The sequence below is a fragment of the Streptomyces sp. NPDC057249 genome (genome assembly GCF_042669245.1).
Taxonomy (GTDB): domain Bacteria; phylum Actinomycetota; class Actinomycetes; order Streptomycetales; family Streptomycetaceae; genus Streptomyces.
This window is the reverse complement of the sequence record NZ_JBHUXS010000013.1, coordinates 76,450-100,509: the sequence shown is the minus strand read 5'-3', so window position 1 is coordinate 100,509 and position 24,060 is coordinate 76,450. Positions and strand designations below refer to the sequence as shown.

19 protein-coding genes, 1 tRNA gene, 1 pseudogene and 1 riboswitch are annotated in these 24,060 nt (G+C 71.1%); of the genes and pseudogenes, 17 read left to right on the top strand and 4 right to left on the bottom strand.

The window, feature by feature from the left end:
• The first annotated feature begins 12 nt into the window (after positions 1-12).
• Positions 13-181: riboswitch (cyclic di-AMP (ydaO/yuaA leader) on the top strand.
• A gap of 4 nt (positions 182-185) precedes the next feature.
• The 7 genes from ACFUJY_RS23745 to ACFUJY_RS23715 all read left to right on the top strand — a co-directional run bounded on the left by ACFUJY_RS23745 (position 186) and on the right by ACFUJY_RS23715 (position 8,046).
• Positions 186-902, top strand: a complete 717-nt coding sequence (locus ACFUJY_RS23745) for a transglycosylase family protein (protein ID WP_383302939.1) — start codon at positions 186-188, stop codon at positions 900-902.
• 298 nt (positions 903-1,200) lie between these two features.
• Positions 1,201-2,487, top strand: a complete 1,287-nt coding sequence (eno, locus tag ACFUJY_RS23740; RefSeq protein WP_164641804.1) for a phosphopyruvate hydratase — start codon at positions 1,201-1,203, stop codon at positions 2,485-2,487.
• Positions 2,488-2,597: 110 nt separating this feature from the next.
• Positions 2,598-3,068, top strand: coding sequence for a septum formation initiator family protein (locus ACFUJY_RS23735; protein WP_383302936.1), 471 nt, complete (start codon positions 2,598-2,600; stop codon positions 3,066-3,068).
• 70 nt (positions 3,069-3,138) lie between these two features.
• Entirely contained in the window at positions 3,139-3,678 is a 540-nt protein-coding gene (locus ACFUJY_RS23730) for a DUF501 domain-containing protein (RefSeq protein ID WP_383302934.1), read from the top strand.
• Between the two features lie 13 nt (positions 3,679-3,691).
• Positions 3,692-4,633: an exopolyphosphatase gene (locus tag ACFUJY_RS23725; RefSeq protein WP_383302932.1), complete on the top strand. Its 942-nt coding sequence runs from the start codon at positions 3,692-3,694 to the stop codon at positions 4,631-4,633.
• A gap of 414 nt (positions 4,634-5,047) precedes the next feature.
• Positions 5,048-6,433 (top strand): NAD(P)/FAD-dependent oxidoreductase, encoded by a 1,386-nt coding sequence (locus tag ACFUJY_RS23720; protein ID WP_383302930.1) that lies wholly within the window; start codon positions 5,048-5,050, stop codon positions 6,431-6,433.
• Between the two features lie 308 nt (positions 6,434-6,741).
• Positions 6,742-8,046, top strand: coding sequence for a class I SAM-dependent methyltransferase (locus ACFUJY_RS23715; protein WP_383302927.1), 1,305 nt, complete (start codon positions 6,742-6,744; stop codon positions 8,044-8,046).
• 76 nt (positions 8,047-8,122) lie between these two features.
• Here the strand turns inward: ACFUJY_RS23715 and ACFUJY_RS23710 are convergent, their stop codons facing one another.
• From ACFUJY_RS23710 to ACFUJY_RS23700, 3 genes are all read right to left on the bottom strand, one after another.
• A complete protein-coding gene (locus ACFUJY_RS23710; protein ID WP_383302925.1) occupies positions 8,123-10,651 on the bottom strand; it encodes an ABC transporter permease in 2,529 nt (842 codons plus the stop codon).
• 79 nt (positions 10,652-10,730) lie between these two features.
• The gene (locus tag ACFUJY_RS23705; RefSeq protein ID WP_383302923.1) at positions 10,731-11,501 is read right to left on the bottom strand and encodes an ABC transporter ATP-binding protein; all 771 of its coding nucleotides are present in this window, start codon (positions 11,499-11,501) and stop codon (positions 10,731-10,733) included.
• A 208-nt stretch (positions 11,502-11,709) separates the two neighbouring features.
• Complete coding sequence (locus ACFUJY_RS23700) at positions 11,710-12,738, bottom strand: LacI family DNA-binding transcriptional regulator (RefSeq protein ID WP_383302920.1); 1,029 nt, start codon at positions 12,736-12,738, stop codon at positions 11,710-11,712.
• A gap of 221 nt (positions 12,739-12,959) precedes the next feature.
• Here ACFUJY_RS23700 and ACFUJY_RS23695 point away from each other — a divergent pair, with 221 nt between their 5' ends.
• From ACFUJY_RS23695 to ACFUJY_RS23650, 10 genes and pseudogenes are all read left to right on the top strand, one after another.
• Positions 12,960-14,693, top strand: coding sequence for an ABC transporter substrate-binding protein (locus ACFUJY_RS23695; RefSeq protein WP_383302917.1), 1,734 nt, complete (start codon positions 12,960-12,962; stop codon positions 14,691-14,693).
• Positions 14,694-14,827: 134 nt separating this feature from the next.
• Complete coding sequence (locus ACFUJY_RS23690; protein ID WP_383302914.1) at positions 14,828-15,823, top strand: ABC transporter permease; 996 nt, start codon at positions 14,828-14,830, stop codon at positions 15,821-15,823.
• Positions 15,820-16,734, top strand: coding sequence for an ABC transporter permease (locus ACFUJY_RS23685; protein WP_383302911.1), 915 nt, complete (start codon positions 15,820-15,822; stop codon positions 16,732-16,734). Before ACFUJY_RS23690 ends, ACFUJY_RS23685 begins: the two co-directional genes overlap by 4 nt.
• A gap of 36 nt (positions 16,735-16,770) precedes the next feature.
• The gene (locus ACFUJY_RS23680) at positions 16,771-17,712 is read left to right on the top strand and encodes an ABC transporter ATP-binding protein (protein WP_383302908.1); all 942 of its coding nucleotides are present in this window, start codon (positions 16,771-16,773) and stop codon (positions 17,710-17,712) included.
• Positions 17,697-18,629, top strand: coding sequence for an ATP-binding cassette domain-containing protein (locus tag ACFUJY_RS23675; protein ID WP_383302905.1), 933 nt, complete (start codon positions 17,697-17,699; stop codon positions 18,627-18,629). The genes ACFUJY_RS23680 and ACFUJY_RS23675 overlap by 16 nt, the downstream gene beginning before the upstream one ends.
• Positions 18,626-21,055 carry a glycoside hydrolase family 2 protein gene (locus ACFUJY_RS23670; RefSeq protein WP_383302902.1) on the top strand — a complete coding sequence of 810 codons (2,430 nt, stop codon included), beginning with the start codon at positions 18,626-18,628 and terminating at the stop codon, positions 21,053-21,055. Before ACFUJY_RS23675 ends, ACFUJY_RS23670 begins: the two co-directional genes overlap by 4 nt.
• A 259-nt stretch (positions 21,056-21,314) precedes the next feature.
• A tRNA-Leu gene (locus ACFUJY_RS23665) sits at positions 21,315-21,397 on the top strand.
• Positions 21,398-21,771: 374 nt separating this feature from the next.
• A pseudogene (locus ACFUJY_RS23660) lies at positions 21,772-22,083 on the top strand (transposase); the annotation flags it as partial.
• Positions 22,084-22,509: 426 nt separating this feature from the next.
• The gene (locus ACFUJY_RS23655) at positions 22,510-22,740 is read left to right on the top strand and encodes a hypothetical protein (RefSeq protein WP_383302900.1); all 231 of its coding nucleotides are present in this window, start codon (positions 22,510-22,512) and stop codon (positions 22,738-22,740) included.
• Positions 22,734-23,363 carry a hypothetical protein gene (locus ACFUJY_RS23650; RefSeq protein ID WP_383302898.1) on the top strand — a complete coding sequence of 210 codons (630 nt, stop codon included), beginning with the start codon at positions 22,734-22,736 and terminating at the stop codon, positions 23,361-23,363. The genes ACFUJY_RS23655 and ACFUJY_RS23650 overlap by 7 nt, the downstream gene beginning before the upstream one ends.
• On the opposite strand, the gene ACFUJY_RS23645 is transcribed toward ACFUJY_RS23650, so the two are convergent.
• Positions 23,332-24,018 carry a class I SAM-dependent methyltransferase gene (locus ACFUJY_RS23645; RefSeq protein WP_383302896.1) on the bottom strand — a complete coding sequence of 229 codons (687 nt, stop codon included), beginning with the start codon at positions 24,016-24,018 and terminating at the stop codon, positions 23,332-23,334. The two genes, ACFUJY_RS23650 and ACFUJY_RS23645, sit on opposite strands and share 32 nt — an antisense overlap.
• Positions 24,019-24,060 lie beyond the last annotated feature (42 nt).

The window sequence follows — 24,060 nt, the reverse complement described above, 5'->3', positions numbered from 1 at the left end:
TCGGAGGGAACAGACGCGAAAGCGCCGTAGGCAGGAGCGGGGGACCCAGGTAGGCGCTGGGCCTGATCGTCGGGAGACGTGACAGGACCGGCTAGGGGTGAAGTCGCGCCAGGAGCGCGGCCGGGCAACTCACTTGGCCCGAACCCGACAGCTCACCTCGCAGGCGTCGGTGAGGAGAAGACTCGATGCTGCTCAACCGCAAGGGCAACAAGCACCGCCGCCCCTCCAAGGCCGTCCGTGTCGCCACGCTCGCCGGTGTCGCCGGTGCCGCCGTCGCCGTGCCGCTGATGGGCGCCACCAACGCCTCCGCCGCCTCCGTCGCCACGTGGGACGCCGTCGCCCAGTGCGAGTCCGGTGGCAACTGGTCGATCAACACCGGCAACGGCTACTACGGCGGCCTGCAGTTCTCCCAGTCCAGCTGGGCCGCCGCCGGCGGTACGCAGTACGCGCCCCGCGCCGACCTGGCCACCAAGGCGCAGCAGATCGCCACCGCCGAGAAGCTCCTCGACATGCAGGGCCCGGGCGCCTGGGCCTGCGCCGGTGCCGGCAACCTGACCAACGACGGTGTCGACCCGGGCGTCGACACCGGCTCCGGTGCCGCGAAGCAGGAGGCCGCCCCCAAGCAGGAGGCCGCCCCGAAGAAGGCCGAGCGCACGGAGGCCCCGGCCACCAACCGCTCCGACCGCTCGGACGCCCCGAAGAAGACGGTCACCACCCCCACCGGCAAGAACGTCGCCAAGGGTGACGGCGAGTACAAGGTCGTCGCCGGTGACACGCTGAGCAAGATCGCCGCCGACCACCACGTCAAGGGTGGCTGGGAGCGGCTGTTCAAGCTGAACAAGGACATCGTCCAGGACGCCGACCTGATCTACCCGGGCCAGCAGCTCCACCTGACGAAGTAACGCGGTCCCTCCTCGCTGACCGCTCAGGCCGCCCCGGCCCGGCACGCACTCTCCCCCCGTGTGTGCCGGGCCGGGGCACGCCGGTTCCGGGGCGGGACGGCCCCCGTGATCGTTCAACTGTTGTAGTTACCGGTCAGTAAATATTTGCCCTTTCGCCCCGGTACGCCCGCCCTTGGGTCCTTTTTCGTCCCAGGGGACGGGCGGTCGGCCGACGCAGACGGCCGGGCCGGTTAGGCTCTTGTGGCAAGGCCAAAGCGACCCTGCACAACCAGCGTCATATCCCAGAAGGAGATGCCTCGTGCCGTCCATCGACGTCGTCGTAGCCCGGGAAATCCTCGACTCCCGGGGCAACCCCACGGTCGAGGTCGAGGTCGGCCTCGACGACGGCAGCACCGGTCGTGCTGCTGTTCCGTCCGGCGCCTCCACCGGCGCGTTCGAGGCCATTGAGCTTCGTGACGGCGACCCCAACCGCTACCAGGGCAAGGGCGTCGAGAAGGCCGTCCTCGCCGTGATCGAGCAGATCGGCCCGGAGCTCGTCGGCTACGACGCCACCGAGCAGCGCCTCATCGACCAGGCGATGTTCGACCTGGACGCCACGGAGAACAAGGGCTCGCTCGGCGCCAACGCCATCCTCGGCGTCTCCCTCGCCGTCGCCCACGCCGCCTCCGAGGCCAGCGACCTCCCGCTGTTCCGCTACCTCGGCGGCCCGAACGCGCACCTGCTGCCCGTTCCGATGATGAACATCCTGAACGGCGGCTCGCACGCCGACTCCAACGTGGACATCCAGGAGTTCATGATCGCGCCCATCGGCGCCGAGTCCTTCTCCGAGGCGCTGCGCTGGGGTGCCGAGGTCTACCACACGCTGAAGAAGGTCCTGAAGACCAAGGGCCTGTCCACCGGCCTCGGCGACGAGGGCGGCTTCGCGCCGAACCTGGAGTCCAACCGCGCCGCCCTCGACCTCATCATCGAGGCCATCAAGGAGGCCGGTTACGCCCCGGGCAAGGACATCGCGCTCGCGCTCGACGTCGCCGCCTCGGAGTTCTACAAGGACGGCTCGTACGAGTTCGAGGGCAAGTCCCGCTCGGCCGCCGAGATGACCGAGTACTACGAGGAGCTGGTCTCCGCGTACCCGCTGGTCTCCATCGAGGACCCGCTGTACGAGGACGACTGGGCCGGCTGGAAGGTCATCACCGACAAGCTGGGCGCCAAGGTCCAGATCGTCGGCGACGACCTCTTCGTCACCAACCCGGAGCGCCTGGCCCGCGGCATCGAGGAGGGCTCCGCCAACGCCCTGCTCGTCAAGGTCAACCAGATCGGTTCGCTGACCGAGACCCTGGACGCCGTCGAGCTGGCCCAGCGCAACGGCTTCAAGTGCATGATGTCGCACCGTTCCGGCGAGACCGAGGACGTCACCATCGCCGACCTCGCCGTCGCCGTGAACTGCGGTCAGATCAAGACCGGCGCCCCGGCCCGCTCGGACCGCGTCGCCAAGTACAACCAGCTGCTGCGCATCGAGGAGATCCTCGACGACGCCGCGGTGTACGCGGGCCGCTCGGCGTTCCCGCGGTTTCGCTCTGCGAACTGACGAACACGGCAAGGGCTGACGCCCCCCGCGGGTGTCCCCGCCTCCGTCCGTCCCCGCGTCCGGTCACGTACCGTGTGCGGGGACGGACGTCGTAATGGGGAGGCGGGAACATGGCCGTGAAGGACCGGGACCGGTTCTCCACCGCGACCCGGCTGCGGCTGCTCGGTGAGCAGACCGCGGCCCGCGTCTACCGGTCCCAGAACCGGCGCCAGGCCCGCCGCTCCCGGCTCACCGGCCGGGCCGCCTTCCTGGCCCTGGTCGTCTGCTCCCTGGTCGTCGCCCTCGCGTACCCGATGCGGCAGTACGTGTCGCAGCGCGACGAGATCGCCGACCAGCGCAGGCAGGCGAGGGAGGCCGAGGCGCGCACCGAGGAGCTGCGGGACCAGAAGGCCCGGCTCCAGGACGACGCGTACATCAAGCGGCTGGCCCGCGAGCACCTGCACTACGTTCTTCCCGGGGAGACCGGCTACACCGTGGTCGACCCCGACGCGGCCAAGGAGCGCGACGGGAAGCCGGCCGAGACGGACCGGCCCTGGCACTCCAACCTGTGGGACGGCGTGGACAGCGCCGACCGCGGCTGACGGCCGTACCCACCCCCGTACCTCTGCAGAACCCGCGGTTCGAGCAGTCCGATCAGCACCCTAGGCAGGCATGGAAACGCCCCCTCCCCAGACCGAGCCCACCGTCCCCACCGAGGCGGACATCGCCGCGTTCCGGCAGCAGCTGGGCCGCCCGCCGCGCGGGCTGCGCGCCATCGCGCACCGCTGTCCGTGCGGCAACCCGGACGTGGTCGAGACGCAGCCCCGGCTGGAGGACGGCACGCCGTTCCCGACGACGTACTACCTGACGTGCCCGCGCGCCGCGTCCGCAATCGGCACGCTGGAGGCGAACGGGGTCATGAAGGAGATGACCGAGCGCCTGGGCACCGATCCCGAGCTGGCGGCGGCCTACCGGGCGGCGCACGAGGACTACATCGCGCGGCGCGACGCCATCGAGGTGCTGGAGGGCTTCCCGAGCGCCGGCGGCATGCCGGACCGGGTGAAGTGCCTGCACGTGCTCGTCGGACACTCGCTGGCGGCCGGTCCCGGTGTCAACCCGCTGGGCGACGAGGCGATCGCGATGCTTCCGGAGTGGTGGCGCAAGGGTCCGTGCGTGTCGCCGTGCGGCGAGCAGGGCACGGACGAGGGCTGAGGGGGCGGCAGACATGACACGCGTGGCCGCCATCGACTGCGGCACCAACTCGATCCGCCTGCTGGTCGCGGACGCCGACCCGGTCACCGGGGAACTCGTCGAGTACGCCCGGTGCATGGAGGTCGTCCGGCTGGGGCAGGGCGTCGACCGGACCGGCCGGCTCGCCCCCGAGGCGCTGGAGCGCACGTTCGCCGTCTGCCGGCGGTACGCGGCGGTGATCGAGGAGCACGGTGCCGAGCGGGTGCGCTTCGTCGCCACCTCCGCCTCCCGGGACGCCGAGAACCGGGACGACTTCGTGCGCGGGGTGCTGGACATCCTGGGCGTCGAGCCGGAGGTGATCAGCGGGGACCAGGAGGCCGCGTTCTCGTTCGCCGGGGCCACCAAGGAGCTGACCGGGCGCGACGACCTCGCGAAGCCGTACCTGGTCGTGGACATCGGCGGCGGCTCCACCGAGCTCGTCGTGGGCGACGACCGGGTACGGGCCGCCCGGTCCGTGGACATCGGCTGCGTCCGGATGACCGAGCGCCACCTCGTGCGGGACGGCGTCGTGGCCGATCCCCCGCCGCCCGAGCGGATCGAGGCGGTCCGCGCCGACGTGGCCGCCGCCCTGGACCTGGCGGAGGAGACCGTCCCGCTCGCCTCGGCGGCCACGCTGGTGGGCCTGGCGGGGACGGTCACCACGGTGGCCGCGATAGCCCTGGGGCTCAAGGAGTACGACTCCGAGGCGATCCACCACTCCCGCGTCTCCCTGGAGCAGGTCCGGGAGATCACCGCCCACCTGCTGGCCTCGACCCATGCGGAGCGGGCGGCGTTCGGTGCCATGCACCCGGGCCGGGTCGACGTGATCCCGTCCGGTGCGCTGATCCTCCAGGCCGTGATGGAGCGGACCGGGGCGCGCGAGGTCGTGGTGAGCGAACACGACATTCTGGATGGAATCGCCTTCTCGCTGGCCTGAGCCGGGCGCTCATGCGTCGTCCCGCCCGCACTGTTGAGTGGGCGGGACGTGCCTGGTGGGGCGCCTTCCGGGCCGCCTCGCCACCAACTTCGTGAACTTCTTCACAAGGAATTGCCCACCCCGGGCCGGTCTTCTGCCCCGGATGGGTCGCGCCGGGGGTGAGCGGGGTCACTCGAGGGCCGGACCGAAGGGTTCCGGGAGGGGCGCGGCCGAGCGGGCCGGGAAGGCCCTCCGTCCGGGGCCGAGGGCCAAGGGCCAGCTCGCAGGCGGTGAACAACGTTCACCACGGTAACGGGGTTCCCGGTGCGGGTCATGACCTGGGTCACGTGAGCGGCGAACTATAGCAGAGGGTGGCCACAACCTTGTGAAGGGGCTCACGAGCATGCCCCCCGAGTGGGGTGGATACTCGATGGCATGAGCACCACGGAGCGTCCCAGGATCCTCGTAGTAGGCGGTGGGTACGTAGGTCTGTACGCAGCTCGGCGCATCCTCAAGAAGATGCGCTACGGCGAGGCGACCGTCACGGTCGTCGACCCCCGGTCGTACATGACCTATCAGCCCTTCCTCCCCGAAGCTGCCGCCGGCAGCATCTCGCCCCGGCATGTCGTCGTCCCGCTGCGACGCGTCCTGCCCAAGGCCGAGGTGCTCACCGGGCGGGTCACGACCATCGACCAGGACCGCAAGGTCGCCACGGTCGCGCCGCTCGTCGGCGAGGCCTACGAGCTGCCCTTCGACTACCTGGTCATCGCGCTCGGCGCGGTCTCCCGCACCTTCCCGATCCCCGGCCTCGCCGAGCAGGGCATCGGCATGAAGGGCATCGAGGAGGCCATCGGCCTGCGCAACCACGTCCTGGAGCAGCTGGACAAGGCCGACTCCACGACCGACGAGGACGTCCGCCGCCGGGCCCTCACCTTCGTCTTCGTGGGCGGCGGGTTCGCCGGTGCGGAGACCATCGGCGAGGTCGAGGACATGGCCCGCGACGCGGCGAAGTACTACACGAACGTGAAGCGCGAGGACATGCGCTTCATCCTCGTCGACGCCGCCGACAAGATCCTTCCCGAGGTCGGTCCGAAGCTCGGGACCTGGGGCCGCGAGCACCTGGAGTCCCGTGGTGTCGAGGTCTTCCTCTCGACCTCCATGGACTCCTGCGTCGACGGCCACGTGGTGCTGAAGAACGGCCTCGAGGTCGACTCCAACACCATCGTGTGGACCGCCGGTGTGAAGCCGAACCCGGCGCTGGCCCGCTTCGGCCTGCCGCTCGGCCCCCGCGGCCACGTGGACACCACCGAGAAGCTCCAGGTGCAGGGCACCGACTACATCTGGGCCGCGGGCGACAACGCCCAGGTCCCGGACATGGTCGGCCGCAAGGCGGGCAACCCCAACGCCTGGTGCCCGCCGAACGCCCAGCACGCGCTGCGTCAGGCCAAGGTCCTCGGCGACAACGTCATCTCCGGGATGCGCGGCTTCCCGCAGGGCGACTACAGCCACGCCAACAAGGGCGCGGTCGCCGGCCTCGGCCTGCACAAGGGCGTGGCGATGATCGTCATGGGCAAGATGAAGATCAAGCTCAAGGGCCGCCTCGCCTGGTACATGCACCGTGGCTACCACGGTCTGGCGATGCCCACCTGGAACCGCAAGATCCGGATCTTCGCCGACTGGACCCTCGCGATGTTCCTCAAGCGCGAGGTCGTCTCCCTCGGCGCCATGGAGACGCCGCGCGAGGAGTTCTACGAGGCCGCCAAGCCGGCCCCCGCGCCGGCCGCCGCCAAGCCCGTGGGCGAGAAGGCCAAGGCCTCCTAGCTCCGCGAGGCCGCAACGGCCGCAGTACGACGCCCGAAGGGGCCGTCCGCCATCCGTGGTGCGGGCGGCCCCTTCGGCGTATCCGGGTGCGAGCGGGCGGCGTACGGGCACGGGCCGCACCCCCGGCGGATGGGTGCGGCGTGCACCCTTTTTGCCGTTCCCTTGCCCGGTAGCGGGATGGCGGAGCCGTCGCAGACTGTTATGGGGGATGTACCACGCCGAGGCGCCCCGGGTGCCGGGGGCGTGGTCCGGGACATGTGTGGGCATGTCTGGGCACGTCGGGAAACACCGTCACGGAGGTGTGCGCCATGGCTGACGCCGCATTGCGGCTGACCGCTCTCGCCCAGCAGTTGCTGGGCCAACCCCTGCCGGTCCGCGTCCGGGCCTGGGACGGCAGCGAATCCGGACCGCCCGGGGCCCCGGTCCTCGTCATCAGGAACCGCCGGGCCCTGCGCCGGCTGCTGTGGAAGCCGGGCGAACTGGGCCTGGCCCGTGCCTGGGTGGCCGGCGAGCTCGACATCGAGGGCGACCTCTACGAGGCCCTGGACCTGATGGCCGGGCTCATCTGGGAACGCGGCCCCGACGCGCCGGGTGGTCTCCAGGCGCTGCGCGACCCGAAGGTGCGCGCCGCCGCCGCCGACCTGCTGAAGCTGTCCGGGCCCTGGCTGCCGCCCGCGCCGCCGCCCGAGGAGGTGCGCCGTCGCAGCGGCACCCTGCACACCAGACGCCGCGACAAGGAGGCCATCAGCCACCACTACGACGTGGGCAACGACTTCTACGAACTGGTTCTGGGTCCGTCCATGGTCTACTCCTGCGCCTACTGGGAGGACGCCGGAACCCTGGAGGGCGCCCAGCGCGACAAGCTCGACCTCGTCTGCCGCAAACTGGCCCTCAAGGAGGGCGACCGCCTGCTGGACGTCGGCTGCGGCTGGGGCTCCATGGCCATCCACGCCGCCCGCGAGTACGGCGCCCGCGTCACCGGCGTCACCCTCTCCACCGAACAGGCCGCCTACGCCCGCAAGCGCATCGCCGACGAGGGCCTGACCGACCGGGTGGAGATCCGGGTCCAGGACTACCGGGACGTCCGGGACGGACCCTACGACGCCATCTCGTCCATCGGCATGGCGGAGCACGTCGGCTCCGTCCGCTACCGGGAGTACGCCGACGACCTCTTCGCCCTCCTCAAGCCCGGCGGACGCCTCCTCAACCACCAGATCGGGCGCCGCCCGGAGAAGGACGAGTCGGCGTACGAGATCGACGCGTTCATCGACGCGTACGTCTTCCCGGACGGGGAACTGGCCCCGGTCGGCCGGACCCTCGCCATCCTGGAGGAAGCCGGCTTCGAGGCCCGTGACGTCGAGGCGCTGCGCGAGCACTACGCGCTGACCCTGCGCCAGTGGGTCGCCAACCTGGAGCGGGGCTGGGAGAGCGCCGTGAAGATGGTCTCGCCCGGCCGGGCCCGGGTCTGGCGGCTCTACATGGCCGCGTCCGCCCTCTCCTTCGAGCGCAACAAGATCGGGGTCAACCAGATCCTCGCGGTGCGCCCGGAGCCGGACGGCGCCTCGCGCATGCCGCTGCGCGCCCGCGCCTGGAAGGCCGACGCGACCGCCTGAGCGGCGCGGAGCACGGGAGCACGCACGGAAGGGGCCGGTGTCCGCGGACACCGGCCCCTTCCCCGTACCGCTGCGGTCACTCGGTCTTGATGGCCGTCAGCATGTTGAGCCTGGCGGCGCTGCGGGCGGGCCACAGGGCGGCGAGCACGCCCACGGCACCGGCCAGGAGCAGGAAGACCGCGATCCGACCCCAGGGGATCACCAGCACGTACTGCGGGATCTCCGCGGCGACGGTCTGCCCGATCGCCCAGCCGAGGAACAGCCCGAGCCCGATGCCGACGAGCGCGCCGAACAGCGAGATCACGACCGCTTCGAGCCGGATCATCCGCTTGACCCGGCGCCGGTCCAGGCCGATCGCCCGCAGCATCCCGATCTCCTGCTGGCGCTCGAACACCGACATGGCCAGGGTGTTGACGACCCCGAGCACCGCGATGATCAGGGCCATGCCGAGCAGGCCGTACATGATGTTCATCGCGAGGTTGACGCCGCCGCCGAACATGTCCCGGATGTCCTGACGGTCCATGATGCTCATGCCCGGGTTGTCGCCCAGCGCGTCCACCAGCGCCTGCTCGTTGGCCGCGCTCGCGCCGCCGTCCGTCTTGACCCAGACCTCCTGGATGTCGCCCTTGCCCTCGTGCGGGGCGACGGTGGCGCGGGGGACCAGGACCGGCGAGAGGAACTCGTTGTCCTCGTAGAGCGCGCCGACCTTCAGCGTCTCCTTCTGCTTGTCGTCGTACGTGACCGAGACGGTGTCCCCGGGCTTCCAACCGTGCGACTTCGCGGTCTTCTCCGCGACCGCGATCTGCCCCTTCTCCAGGGTGTCCAGTGAGCCGGCCACGGTGTCGATGGTGAGCACCTGCTGCACGTCGCCCGGGGTGACGCCGGACGCCGAGACGCCCTGCCCGCCGATCGTCAGCCAGACGGCCTGCTGGGGCGAGGCGGCGGTGACGCCGTCGGCCTTCTCCAGGGCGGTCAGCGCCGCCTCGTCGAGCGGGCCACCGCTGGCCATCGAGACCACGTAGTCGGCCTTGACGTTGTCCGTGGTCACCTTGTCGACCGCCTGGCCGAGGGTGACGCCGAGCACCGAGATCCCGGTGACGAGGGTGAGGCCGATGGCCAGCGCGGATGCGGTGGCGCCGGTGCGCCGGGGGTTGCGGACGGCGTTCTGCGCGGCCAGCTTGCCGGAGACCCCGAACAGCCGCCGCAGCAGCGGGCGCACCAGGGCGATCACCGGGCGGGACAGCAGCGGGATGAGGACGATGACGCCGATCAGCGCGACGAACGTGCCGCCCGCGATGAGCAGCTGGCCGTCCGACCCGGCCTTGGCCGCGCCGCCGACGATCGCCGCCGTGCCGAGCAGCGTGATGACGCCGCCGATGGTGTTGCGCACGACGAGGGACTTGACCGTGGCCACCGCGTGCGCGCTGTTCATCGCGGCGACCGGCGGGATCTTCGCGGCCCGGCGGGCCGGCAGCCAGGCGGCGAGGACGGTGATCAGGACGCCCACGGCGAACGCGGCGATCACCGTGACCGGGGAGATCACCAGCGGTCCGGCCGGGATCTTGCCGCCGAGCAGGCTCATCGCGGAGCGCAGCCCGGTCGCGAGGCCGAGGCCCACCGCGAAGCCGACGACGGAGGCGATGAGGCCGACCACGGCCGCCTCCAGGAGCACCGAGCGCTTGACCTGGCGGCGGGACGCGCCGACGGCGCGCATCAGGGCCAGCTCCTTGGTGCGCTGGGCGACCAGCATGGTGAAGGTGTTGGCGATCAGGAAGACGCCGACGAAGAGGGCGACACCGGCGAAGGCGAGCAGCAGCTTGTTGAGGTCGCTGAGCTCCGACTCGATGTCCTCGGCCTGCTTGTCCGCGCGGACCTTGCCGGTCTCCGCCTCGGCGTCCTTCGGCAGCAGCGGCTTCACGGCCGCCAGCAGCTTCTCGTCGGAGGCGCCGGGCGCGGCGGCGACGGAGACGTCCTTGAACTCGCCGGGGCGCAGGAACAGCTTCTGGGCGACGGGCGTGTCGAAGAGGACCAGGCTGCCGCCGGCGTTGACCGCGCCGTCCTCGGTGGTGAAGATCCCGGTCAGGGTGTATTCCTTCACCGGCCCGTTCGTGGCGACGCGTACGGTGTCGCCGACCTCGTACTCGCCCTTCCGCGCGGTGTCCTTGTCGAGCGCGACACCGCCGGGCTCCACGGGGCCCTTGCCCGAGGTGAAGTCGTACGCGGGGTCCCGGCCGTCCTCGCCGGGGGCGAAGTTGGAGCCGGTGTTGGACCAGCCGTTGCCGATGAGCTTGCCGTCGGGGTCGGCGACCCCGGCGAAGCCGTCGACCCGGCCGGTGGCGGACGCGACGCCGTCCAGGGCCCGGATCTTCTTCAGGGTGGCCTCGTCGACGGCCTCGGTCTCCTTGTCGCGCTGGTCGGCGTAGGTGGTCACGGCGACGGCGATGTCGTCGTAGCTCTTGGCCGACTGGTTGCGGAAGGCGTTGCCGAGGGTGTCGGTGAAGACCAGGGTGCCGGAGACGAAGGCTACACCGAGCATCACGGCGAGGATCGTCATCAGCAGTCTGGCCTTGTGCGCGAGCACGTTGCGCAGGGCGGTACGGAACATGTCTGTCAGTCCTGGGTGTCTGCCGGCCCCGGGAACGGAGGGCCGGAGGAAGAGGTACGAAGCGCCGGTGCGGGCCGGCTCAGCTGGTGCGGCCCTTGGCGTCGAACGCCTTCATCCGGTCCAGCACCCCGTCGGCGGTGGGGTGGATCATCTGGTCGACGATCGCGCCGTCCGCCAGGAAGATGACCCGGTCCGCGTAGGAGGCGGCGACCGGGTCGTGGGTCACCATCACGACGGTCTGGCCGAGTTCGCGCACGGAGTTGCGGAGGAAGCCCAGGACCTCGGCGCCGGAGCGGGAGTCGAGGTTGCCGGTCGGCTCGTCCCCGAAGATGATCTCGGGCTGCGAGGCCAGGGCGCGGGCCACCGCCACGCGCTGCTGCTGGCCGCCGGAGAGCTCGGTGGGGCGGTGCTTCAGCCGGTCGGCGAGGCCCACCATGTCGATGACCCGGTGCAGCCACTCCTGGTTCGGCTTGCGGCCGGCGATGTCCATGGGGAGCGTGATGTTCTCCAGGGCGGTGAGCGTCGGCAGCAGGTTGAACGCCTGGAAGATGAAGCCGATCTTGTCCCGGCGGAGCTGGGTGAGCTGCTTGTCCTTGAGCGCGCCCAGCTCCGTCTCGCCGATGCGCACCGAACCGCTGCTGAAGCTGTCGAGCCCGGCGACGCAGTGCATCAGCGTGGACTTGCCGGAGCCGGACGGGCCCATGATCGCGGTGAACTCGCCCTGCGGGAAGTCCACGGTGACCCGGTCGAGAGCGGTCACGCGGGTCTCGCCCTCGCCGTAGACCTTGGACAGTTCCGTGGCGCGGGCGGCCACCGCGGTGGCGCGGTGAGCGGTGGACATGGTGGTCACAGCAGACTCCAGGGTGGGGTGCGTACGGGAGGGGGCCCGCCCGGCGGCCCGCCGCGTCGGCGTCGGCCCCGGGTCGGGGGTACCGCTCCATCGTCCCCGCCGGACGGCCACCGGTCGTCACTCCCGGTGCCCGTTCCCGGGGCCCTCTTGAGTCGCATGATCCGCCCGCCGGCGTCCTCCTCGGGTATGACATCCGGCCCCGTGCGGTCTACGGGGTCTTCCTCGGCGCCCCCGTCGACCCGCGCGGCACCAGGCGGGCCGTCCTGTCCTCGGACCCCTCCGCGCCACCGTCCGCGACCAGGGACAGCAGGGTCCGGGCCGCGAGGCCCCCGTACGCCGGGATGTCGCGGCTCAGCGCCGTCAGCGGGGGCCGGACGACCCGGGAGAGCTGGGAGTCGTCCCAGGCGACGAGCGAGAGGTCGCCCGGCACGTCGAGCCCCATCTCCTGGGCGACCGACAGCCCGGCGACGGCCATGATGTCGTTGTCGTACACGATCGCGGTGGGCCGCCCGGGCGCGCTGACCAGGCGGCGGGTGGCGTGCGCCCCGTCGTCGCCGGAGTAGCCCGTGTGCACGACGACGGGCTCACCGAGGCCCAGTTCGGCGCAGACCTCGTGCTGGGCCCGGTCGCGCAGGGCGGTGTGGTTCAGCTCCGGCATCCCGGCGACCCGGGCGACCGAGCGGTGGCCGAGGGCGGCGAGATACGCGAAGGTGTCGCGGACCGCCGCCGCGTCGTCGGACCAGACGGCGGGCAGCGGACCGGCCGCCGAGGGATGGCCGATCGCCACGGCGGGCAGGCCGAGTCCGGCGACCCCCTCGATGCGGGGGTCGGCGCCGCGCAGATCGGTGAGGAAGACGCCGTCCACCCGGCCCTCGCCCCACCACCGGCGGTAGACCTCCAGCTCCTGGGCCGGGTCCGTGACGACCTGGAGGAGCAGGGCGCAGCCGCGCGGCGACAGCTCGGACTCGATGCCGCTGATCAGCTCCATGAAGAAGGGCTCGGCGCCGAGCAGCCGGGCGGGCCGGCACAGCGCGAGGCCCACCGCGTCGGCCCTGGCCCGGGTGAGGGCGCGGGCCGCGCTGTTGGGGCGCCAGCCGATCTCCTGCGCGATGGCCTTGATGGCGGACCGGGTCGCGGGGGAGACCCCCGGCCGGTCGTTCAGCGCGTAGGACACGGCGACCTTGGACACCCCGGCGCGGGCCGCGATGTCGGCGATCGTGGGGCGGTGCTTGGGCATGTGACCTCGCTTAACCGGTTCGTGCAGCGTGCACATCCTAGCCGCCGGGGCGGGTGCCCACGGCTTCCGGCAGCGACTGCGGCCGCTCGGCCCGTCTGTGCCTTACACGAAATGGGAGCGCTCCCGCACTCTTGACAGGGGCATGAGGCGGCCTTAACTTCACGGCACTTACCCGGTTCAGTAACTCCGCTCGGCAGGGACGGCGGGGAGAAGGAGGGACGATGGGCACGGGATTCCGGGGACGGATCGCGGCCACGCTCGCCGTGATCGCACTCGCCGCCACCGCGTGCACGGGGGGCGGCTCATCGGGTGGCTCGGGCGGCTCCGGCGGCGGGGGAGGCGGCGCCCTCCCCCGTAACGAGACGCTCTACACCACGGGCACCCAGTGGGGGCCGCCGGCCAACTACAACCCGCTGCACAACTGGGACCACGCCACCGGCACCAAGGGCCTGGTCTACGAGACCCTGTTCCACTTCGACCCCAACGCGGGCAAGCTGACGCCCTGGCTCGCCGAGTCGGGCAGCTGGACCGGGGACAAGACCTACGAGGTGAAGCTGCGCCCCGGCATCAAGTGGTCCGACGGCAAGCCCCTCACCGCGAAGGACGTCGCCTACTCCTACGAAATCGGGAAGATCGAGGCGTCCGCCTTCCACAGCCTGTGGAGCTGGCTCTCCGGCGCCGAGGCGGTGGACGCCACCACCGTCCGCTTCACCTTCAAGGAGGCCCGCTACCAGGAGTGGGACTTCACGCTCTACGGGCAGCCCATCGTCCCCGAACACATCTGGGGCGAACGCTCCGAGAAGGAGGTCCTGGACGGCGTCAACGACAAGCCCGTCGGCACCGGCGCGTACACGCTGAAGAGCCACACCCAGGACCGGGTCGTCTGGCAGCGGCGCGACGACTGGTGGGGCGTGAAGGCGCTCTCCATGAAGCCCGCGCCCCGCTACATCGTGGACGTCTCCAACCCCAGCAACGAGGTCGTCATCGGCCAGCTCGGCCAGAACCAGCTGGACCTGAGCAACAACTTCCTGCCCGGCGCCGCCTCCCTGGTCAAGAGCAAGAAGGTCGTCTCGTACTACGACGAACCGCCCTACATGCTCTCCGCCAACACCGCCTGGCTGGTGCCCAACACCACGAAGAAGCCGATGGACGACGCCGCCTTCCGCAGGGCGCTCGCCGCCTCCGTGGACACCGGGAAGATCGTCAAGGGCGTGTACGGGGGCCTGGTCAAGGGCGCCGACCCGACCGGGCTGCTCCCGCAGTGGGACACGTACATCGACAAGGGCCTCGTCGCGAGCGAGGGCTTCACCTTCGACACCGCCGAGGCCAAGCAGATCCTCGCGGACGCCGGTTACAAGGACACCGACGGCGACGGCCTGGTGGAGAACAAGGACGGCTCGAAGATCAGCCTGAAGCTGGCCGTGCCCACCGGCTGGACCGACTGGATGGAGGCGGCCAAGGTCATCGCCTCGTCCGCCAAGGCCGCCGGGATCAAGATCACCACCGAGTTCCCCGACGCCAACGCCCTCAACGAGCAGCGCGGCAAGGGCGACTTCGACCTCGTCGTCAACAACGAGCGCCAGCTCTCCAGCACCCCGTGGACGTACTACGAGTACATGTTCCAGCTGCCCGTCCAGAAGCAGCAGAACACCGTCAACTTCGGCCGCTACGAGAACGAGGAAGCCTGGAAGCTCGTCCAGGAGCTCGGCGCGGTGAAGACCGACGACACCGAGGGCATGAAGAAGGTCATCTCCCAGATCCAGGCCATCCAGCTGAAGGAGATGCCCGTCATCCCCCTCTGGTACAACGGCCTGTGGGCCCAGTCCACCACCGGCACCTGGACCAACTGGCCCTCGGACGCGCCCGGCGCGCCCAAGTCCGCCCCCGCGATGTGGCGCAACTGGCTGGAGATGGGCGGCTTTGAAACGCTCACCCAGCTGAAGCCCGCCAAGTGACACGGCAGTTCTGAGAGCGGCCGGTCCTCGGGGGCGCCCTTCCCCCGGCCGGCCGCTCCCATTCCACGACCGCCCCGCCGTGCGCGCCGACCTGACCGCAGCCCGCACGGCGGGGCTCTCCCCGGGGAGCCCTCTTGCGCCGCTACTTCGCCCGCAAACTACTCATCTACGCGCTGACCTTCGTCGTCGCCGTCACCGTCAACTGGATGATCCCGCGCTTCATGCCGGGCGATCCGGTCGCCGCCATGGTGGCCCGCGCCCGGGTCTCGCAGCCCGAGGCCGTCGAGGCCATGCGCGCCTATTACAACGACCTCTTCGGCTTCGACGAACCCGTCTGGCAGCAGTACCTGCACTTCTGGAGCGCCCTCCTCCAGGGCGACTTCGGCCTGTCCATCTGGGTGTTCCCCAAACCCGTCGCCGACGTCCTGCTCGACGCACTCCCGTACACCCTCGGGCTGATGATCCCGGCCGTCCTGCTCAGCTGGTTCGTCGGGAACTGGGCCGGGGCGCTCGCCGCCCGCCGCAAGGTGCTCGACAACACCGTGCTCCCGGCCGGCTACCTGCTCACCGCCATGCCCTACATGTGGATCGCCGTCATCCTCGCCTGGGCGCTCGGCTCCAAGGCCGGCTGGTTCCCGCTCTCCGGCGGATACAGCCTCGACATCCAGCCCACCTGGTCCTACGACTTCGCGGCGGACCTGTTCCAGCACTGGGTGCTGCCGTTCCTGTCGCTGTTCCTCGTCGCGCTCGGCGGCTGGGCCATCGGCATGCGCAACATGATCATCTACGAGCTGGAGTCGGACTACTCGAACTACCTCTCGGCCCTCGGCGCGCCCCAGCGCCTCATCCGCCGCTACGCCTTCCGCAACGCCGTCCTCCCGCAGATCACCGGACTCGCCCTCCAACTGGGCGTCCTGGTCGCCGGAGCGCTCGTCACGGAGATCGTCTTCGCGTACCCCGGACTCGGCTCGCTCATTCTCGCCGCGATCCAGAACCAGGACTTCTTCCTGCTCCAGGGCGCGTTCCTGTTCATCGTCATCGGGGTCCTGATCGCCAACTTCCTCATCGACATCGTGTACGTCGTCGTCGATCCCCGTACCCGCACCGGCATGGCAGGAGGCCAGTCATGAGCACCGCGCCCGAACCGGCCACCGCGCCCGAACCTGCCACCGAGCCCTCCGCGCCCGCCGCCCGGCCCGGCCGCGAGACGCTGCACTACGCCGTCCGCAACCCGAAGCTGCTCATCGGGTTCACCGTCGTCGTGCTGCTCCTGCTCGTCGGGATCATCGGCCCCCCGCTCCTCGACAACGCCGACCCCAACGAATACGTCGGCCCGCAGGCCGCGCCGCCCGACTCCACGTACTGGATGGGCACCACCACCTTCGGGCAGGACGTCTACGCCCAGTTCGTGCACGGGCTGCGCGCGACGTTCCTGGTCGGCGTCGTCGGCGGGGCCATCGCCGCCGTGATCGCCATGCTCGTCGGCTTCCTGGCCGGCTACCGAGGGGGTGCCGTGGACGAGATCCTCAACATGCTCACCAACGTCGTCCTGGTACTGCCCGCGCTCGCCGTGCTGCTGATCATCAACGCGTACCTCGGGGTGCGCTCGGTGCCGGTGCAGGGCCTGTTCATCGGGCTCACCTCCTGGCCGTGGGCGGCGCGGGCCATCCGGGCGCAGACCTTCTCGCTGCGGACCCGCGAGTTCGTGGACCTCGCCCGGCTCAGCGGGAGCGGCACCTGGCGGATCATCTTCCGCGAGATCGCGCCCAACATGAGCTCGTACCTCTTCATGATGTTCATCCTGCTGTTCGGCGGCTCGGTCCTGATCGCCTCCTCGCTCGACTTCATCGGGCTCGGCCCCACCGAGGGCGTCTCCCTCGGGCTGATGCTCCAGAGCGCCCAGCAGTGGAGCGCCCTCCAGCTGGGCATGTGGTGGTGGTTCGTCCCGCCCGGCGCCGGGATCACCGCGATCGTCGGAGCGCTGTACGTCGCCAACGTCGGCCTCGACGAGGTCTTCAACCCCAAGCTGCGGGAGGCCTGACCATGACCGCGACCGATCGCAGGGAGGTCTGAGCGCATGACCCTGACCGTGACCGACCTCCGGGTCCACTACCGCACCCTGCGCGGTGAGGTGCGGGCCCTGGACGGCGTCTCCTTCGACCTCGCCGACGGGGAGATCCTGGGCCTCGCCGGCGAGTCCGGGTGCGGCAAGAGCACGCTCGGCAAGTCGCTGATCCGCCTCGACGGCCGGATGCGGCACGCGGGCGGCACCGTCACGCTGGACGGCGACGACGTGCCCGTGGCCGACGACCGGGCGATGAACGCCTTCCGGTTCCACCGGATCTCGCTCGTCCCGCAGTACTCCATGAGCGCCCTCAACCCGACCCGCCGCATCGGCCGCATGATCCGCGAGCTGCTCGCGTCGCGCGGCGCGAGCGTGGACACCGCCGAACTGCACCGCAGGCTCGACCTGGTGGGCCTGGACCACGACGTCCTGGACCGCTATCCGATCGAGCTGTCCGGCGGGATGAAGCAGCGCACCGTCATGGTGATCTCCACCCTGCTCGACCCGTCCGTCCTCATCGCCGACGAGGTCACCTCCGCGCTCGACGTCTCCACCCAGCGCGCCGTCGTCGGCGCACTCACCGGGCTGCGCGACAAGGGCCTGGTCACCAGCATGATCTTCGTGACCCACGACCTCGGGCTCACCTCGCACATCGCGGACTCCATCATGGTCATGTACGCGGGCAAGCTCGCCGAGAAGGCGCCCACGAAGACCCTGACGACCGCGCCCCGCCACCCATACACCAAGCTCCTGCTCGGCGCGCTCCCCGAGGTCGGGGCCCGGCACGCCGACCGGCCCCTCACGGGCATCGCCGGAGCCCCGCCCTCGCTCCTGAACCCCCCGGCCGGCTGCCGCTTCCGCGACCGCTGCCCCGTCGCGGACGAGCGCTGCGCCGAGGAGCCCCCGGTGATCGAGATCGCCCCCCGCCACTCCGTCGCATGCTGGAAGGCCTGATGCTGACCCTCGACCACGTCACCAAGACCTACCGGGCCGGGGCGTTCGGCGGCGGCTCCGTCACCGCCGTCGACCGGGTCTCCTTCACCGCCGCGCCCGGCGAGGTCGTCTCCCTCATCGGCGAGAGCGGCAGCGGCAAGTCCACCATCGGCCGGATGATCCTCGGCCTCACCGGCGTCAGCTCCGGCACCCTCACCCTGGACGGGCAGCGGGTGCGGCCCGGCAAGGACTTCTACCGCCGCGTCCAGGGCGTCTTCCAGGACCCCTTCTCCTGCTACAACCCGGTCTTCCGCGCCGACCGCGTCTTCGACCTGGTCCGCCGCGCCTACCACCCGGGCGTCCGCGACGCGGAGTGGGCCGACCGCGTCGAGAAGGCGGTACGCGATGTGCGGCTCGACCCCGCGCAGGTCCTCGGCCGCTACCCGCACCAGCTCAGCGGCGGCCAGCTGCAACGCCTGCTCATCGCCCGCGCCCTCCTGCTCGACCTGAGCTTCCTGGTCGCCGACGAGATCACCAGCATGCTCGACGCCTCCACCCGCATCGACGTCCTCAACCTCCTGGCCGGGCTGAAGGAGCGCGGACTCGGCGTCCTCTACATCACGCACGACCTCGCGCTCGGCACCTACCTGGCGGAGAAGACGGTGGTGCTGCGCCGGGGCCGGGTGGTCGAACGCGGTGACACCCGGAAGGTGTTCGGCAATCCCCTCCACCCGTACACCCGCACCCTGCTCGCCGCCGTGCCCCGCCTCAACCAGCCGTGGGACCCGCCGGAGCCGGTGACGTCCTGCGCGTTCCACGAGGCGGGCGGCGGCCCGCCCGGGGGGCCGGAGGCGGCCACCACCGACCTGCGCGAGACCGAACCGGACCACTTCGTCGCCTGCGCCCAGCTCCCCGACTGCGGAAGGACCCCCGCGTGACCCTTCGCCACCTGCCCCTGCACGACGGCTGGACGCTCCGCCCGGCCGGACCCGTGCCTTCCGGGCTCCCCACAGGAGGCATTCCCGACGGCATCCCCGCCACCGTCCCCGGTTGCGTCCACACCGACCTGCTGGCCGCCGGGCTCATCGAGGACCCGTACTTGGACGACAACGAGACCCGGCTCGGCTGGATCGGCCGTACCGACTGGGCGTACCGCACCGCCTTCGACTGGACGCCCGACGGCCACGACCACGCCGACCTGTGCTTCGACGGCCTCGACACGGTCGCCACGATCCTGCTCAACGGCACGGAGATCGGCCGGACGGCGAACCAGCACCGGTCGTACCGCTTTCCCGTACGCGCGTCGTTGAACGAGGGCGAGAACACCCTCGACGTCATCTTCACCGCGCCCTACGCCTACGCCGAGGAACTCCGCGACCGCCTCGGCGACCGCCCCGGCGCGTACACGGAGCCGTACGCCTTCATCCGCAAGATGGCCTGCAACTTCGGCTGGGACTGGGGCCCGACGCTGGTCACCTCCGGCATCTGGCGCCCGGTCGCCCTGGAGACGTGGAGCGGTCCGCGCCTCGCGTCCGTGAAGCTGCTGCCCGATCTGGACCCGGAGGGCGTGCCGTTCCTGACCGCCGAGCTGGAGATCGAGCACGACGGCCTCGAACCGGTCTCGGGTTCGGTCGGCGTGGTCGGCGCGGCAGCCGTGTTCGTCGTCGGGGCCGACGAGCGCCGCGCGGCCGTCAGCCTCTCGGTCCCGCAGGCCGAGCCCTGGTGGCCGCACAGCCACGGCGAGCAGCCGCTGTACGAGGTGGAGGTCCGCGTCGGCGACCACGTCCGCCGCCTCCGCACGGGGTTCCGGGCCGTCGCGCTCGAACAGGAGGCGTTCCGGATCTCGGTGAACGACGAGCCGGTCTTCGTACGCGGGGTGAACTGGATTCCCGAGGACTGCTTCCCGTCCCGCCTGACGCGGCAGCAGCTCTCCGACCGCCTCGACCAGGCCGTCGCCGCCCACGTCAACCTGGTCCGGGTGTGGGGCGGCGGGCTCTACGAGAGCGACGACTTCTACGAGCTGTGCGACGAGAAGGGGCTCCTGGTCTGGCAGGACTTCCCGTTCGCCTGCGCCGCGTACCCGGAGGAGCAGCCGCTGTGGGACGAGGTGGCGGCCGAGGCACGTGAGAACGTCACCCGGCTGGCCCCGCACCCTTCCCTCGTCCTGTGGTGCGGAAACAACGAGAACCTGGAGGGACACGCCGACTGGGGCTGGCAGAAGGAGCTCGGCGACCGCACCTGGGGCCACGGCTACTACCACCGGCTGCTGCCCGGGATCGTCGCCGAGACCGACCCGACACGCCCGTACTGGCCGGGCTCGCCCTACTCCGGCAGCCCCGACGCCCACCCGCAGGACCCGGAGCGGGGCACGATCCACATCTGGGACGTGTGGAACCGCGCCGACTACCGGGCGTACGCCGACCGGGTGCCGCGCTTCGTCGCGGAGTTCGGCTTCCAGGGCCCGCCCGCCCACGCGACTCTGCGCCGCGCGATCAGCGGCCCGCTCACCCCGGACGCCCCGCTGCTGGCCCACCACCAGAAGGCCGCGGACGGTGCCGCCAAGCTGCTGCGCGGCCTGGGGGACCACCTGCCGCAGCCCGGCACGGACTTCGACGACTGGCACTGGCTCACCCAGCTCAACCAGGCCCGCGCCGTCGCGTTCGGCATCCGCCACTTCCGCTCCCACGCGCCGTACTGCATGGGGACCATCGTCTGGCAGCTCAACGACTGCTGGCCGGTCGTCTCCTGGTCGGCGGTCGACGGTGACGGCCGCCGCAAGCCGCTCTGGCACGCGCTGCGGTCGGTGTACGAGGACCGGCTGATCGCCGTCCGCGACGGCTCCGTCCACCTGGTCAACGACACGGCGGCCCCCTGGGCGGGCGCCCTCCGCCTGACCCGGCACGCCCTGGACGGCACGGTCCTGGCCGAGGAGACCCTGCCGGTCACCACGGCACCCCGCACCACGACGAGCGTCCCGCTGCCCGCCCCGCTCGCGACGCCCGCCGACCCGGCCCGCGAACTCCTGTCCGCCCGCCTGGACGACACCAGGACCCTGCACTTCTTCGAGGAGGACACGCGCCTCGCCCTGCCGCCGGCGCGCTACGGGGCGACGGTGACGGCGGAGGAGGACGGGGACGCCGGGGCCCCCGCGTACCGCGTCGAGGTGACGGCGGAGACCCTTCTCCGGGACCTCTGCCTCTTCCCCGACCGCCTCCACCCGGACGCCGGGGCCGACACCGCGCTCGTCACGCTCCTCCCCGGCGAGAGCACCACGATCCGGGTCACAGGTGCGGTGCTGGAGGACCCGTCCGCGCTGGCGACCCGCCCGGTGCTGCGGTGCGTGAACGACCGGATCGCGACCTAGAATCAGCCACCAGGTGGCGCGCCCCTGGCGATCAGTGGCGCGCCCCTGGCGAATCGACTGTGTCGGTGCGGCGACTTTCCGTCAATTCGCCAGGCACCCCCGCACTGCCGCCATCTTGCCCGGGCATGTGGGTATGCCTCCGACGTGCGCTGACGGAGACTCAAGAGATCGATAAATAAGACAACATCGAGCCACTGTTCGGCAGATCGCACCGGGCCCCCCGGATAGGGTCATGTGCCAACGCGGAGCCGCGCGCCAAGCCCGGATGGTGGAATGCAGACACGGCGAGCTTAAACCTCGCTGCCCCTCGGGGGCGTACCGGTTCGAGTCCGGTTCCGGGCACTACTATCGGCAAGTGTCCTCACCTGCGGTGATGGCTGGTTTCCCGTGCGTGTTCCCCGATTGGCGGGAACGCTGCGGGAAGACATCGCTACTGTCCGTCCACGGCGAGCGCGCACCCCCGAAAGAACAAGGCTGGTGAGGTCACCAGCTACCGGGTGAAGTGGCGGCTGGGCGGAGGGCGTGAGGCGCCCGTGCAGACAGAGCGCTTCGACGACGAGCCGGCCGCCGAGGTGTTCCGCGACGCGGTCAACGAACATGGTCAGCAGTGGCCTCCCGTTCATGGGGCCGGCCGTGTACTCCCGGACGGGACGGAGCTGGCAAGCTCGGCGGACGTCCATGGCCCGCAGGGGCGGTGGGGGTGGGACTTCGAGGAGTCCTCCCACCTCGCCTCCTACGCCGGCCTGGCCCCCGCCACCAAACAGTCCGGGACCTCGATCCACGGCGAACACGCACCCCGAGGCGGCAACCGGCAGCTCAAACGGGCGATGTTCCTGTCCGCGTTCGCCTGCATGAACGCCGACCCCGCCTCCCGCACCCACTACGACAGGCAACGAGCCCGCGGCAAGGCCCACACCCAGGCCCTCCTCCGCCTCGCCCGCCAGCGCATCGGCGTCCTGTTCGCCATGCTCCGCGACGGCACCTTCTACGAATCCAGGCCACCGAAAGACATCGAGCTCGCCGCATAACCCCAGCAAGCTCGAACCACCCCAAACCCGACAGGGTTGTTGCCTTGACGAAAGACATAGTCTCCCTGAGCCTGGCGCTGCTCTCGCCCCAGTACTTCAGAGCCTTACTGATGGCCTCCGCACACCGGCGTCGTCCTCAATGGACACCAGAGCCTCAGCGGCATTCACGCATCACCATTTCCTCTGGCTGCCGCTCTGTCACTCCTCAACTCCTCCCGGGGAGCGGAACGCGAGAGCATCCTGAGTACCTGCCTCAGGCTCCGCCGGTCCTTCCCCTGGCGACGCATCAGGCGTCGCTCGTCGCGCCGGGCCCGCAGTCGCCGGCGTTGTCGACCGGGTGAGCGCCTTCCTTGTCGGGGCGATGTCCGGCGCCCGGCTCCTTGGCAGGGCGTTCGCGGAGATCGAGGCGGCCGCCGGAAGTGTCCGGTGACCGCCCCGGTAGGTGGGATCGTCGAGGCTGGAGCGGTCGGGCAGAGCGTCGCCACCGCGCTCGTGGCCGCCGCGTCACCTGGCCGGCTCCTGGTCGGGTCCCGCCAGGACCACCAGGCGCGCGGGCTCGTCGCGGACCTCCAGGACCTCGCGGTCACCTCCAGGCCGCGGTCCCAGGTCGGGGCCGGAGCTGCGGCCCCGACCTGCCCGGCTGCGACGCCGTGGTGATCGCTCTACGGGCCCGCTTCACGAACACGGCCGCCCAGGACATCCGCCGTGGCGGGTCGGCGACGAACGCCCCGGCGCTCGGCGAGGAGCCGCGCGGGTACGGCGGGATCGCCCTCGTCGTCACGAACCCCGTGGACCTGATGGCCCGTCCCTTCGGCGAAGTGTCCGGTTGCAGCCGAGTCTTCGGCATCGGGTCGAACCTGGACTCCGCCCGCTACCGACTGACGCCGGCGCAGATCGTCAGGGTCCCGCCCTCGCTGGTGTCCGGGCACGCGGTCGGCGAGCACGGAGACCGCGCGCTCGTGTGCGCGTCGACCACGAGCATCGCCGACCAGCCGATCACGGTCCCGATGCGAACGGTCACCGAATCCCTGCGGGAACGGCCGGCACTGATCCGGGACGGCATCGGCCGTACCCGCTGCGGTCCGGCCGGGACCGTGCTCTCCACACTCCGCAAGGCCCTCGGCCTCCACTCCTCCGCAGTCGTACGGCCGGACGACGACGCGACCCTCCTCACCCTCGGCGACAAGGGGGCCGGGAAGACGATACGGCGCTGCTGCCCGCCTCGGACGGGTGGCAGCTCCTCCGCCATCAGGCAGCAGGACGCTCGCCCGAGACGATAAGGGTGGCGGCAGGCCGGGGGCCTTCGCCGGCAGGCACCTCCGTGACTCGGATCGAGGCAAAGCCGGCTTCGTCCAGAGCCTTCGTCCAGACGTGCTCTTGCAGGACCCACCGGCGCATGGTCGCGGCCTCACCGTCCGGGGTCTTCGCCGGTACGTCAGCGGCAGTGAAGTCCGGCTGTGCGGGCGCGCCGGTCAGGTAGTGGGCGAGGGTGGAGAAGACCAGCCTGCCGCCCGGCCGGAGAGCACCGGCGGCCGCCGGGAACAGCATGTGAGGGTCGGTGAAGTCCACGGCCCCGAAGACGCTGTACAGCACGTCGTAGGCGCCCGGGTTCGCGCGGAGGTGGGCGACGACGTCCTGGTGGACGAGGCGCAGGCGTGGGGTGAGCGTGGCGTAGAGGGCAGTGGCCATGCTGTGCTGCGCGGGCGAGGCGTCCACCGCGTCGATGCGCTCCGGGGCGTGGTGCACAGCCAGGTGAGCGGCGTGGCGTGCGGCGCCGGAGCCGAGGTCCGCGAGTGTTCTGCCGGTGATGTCGCCGAGGATCTCCGGGCCCGGCCCGCTGGTCTGGCCCCAGGCCCAGTGAAAGCAGTCGGGGAGGGCGTGGTCCTGTTCGGCGCGTACGCGGCCGTAGTGGTGCCATAGGTCTGTGGTCGTCACCCGGGCCATCTTGGCGGTGCCACGAGCGGGCTTCTGCCGGTT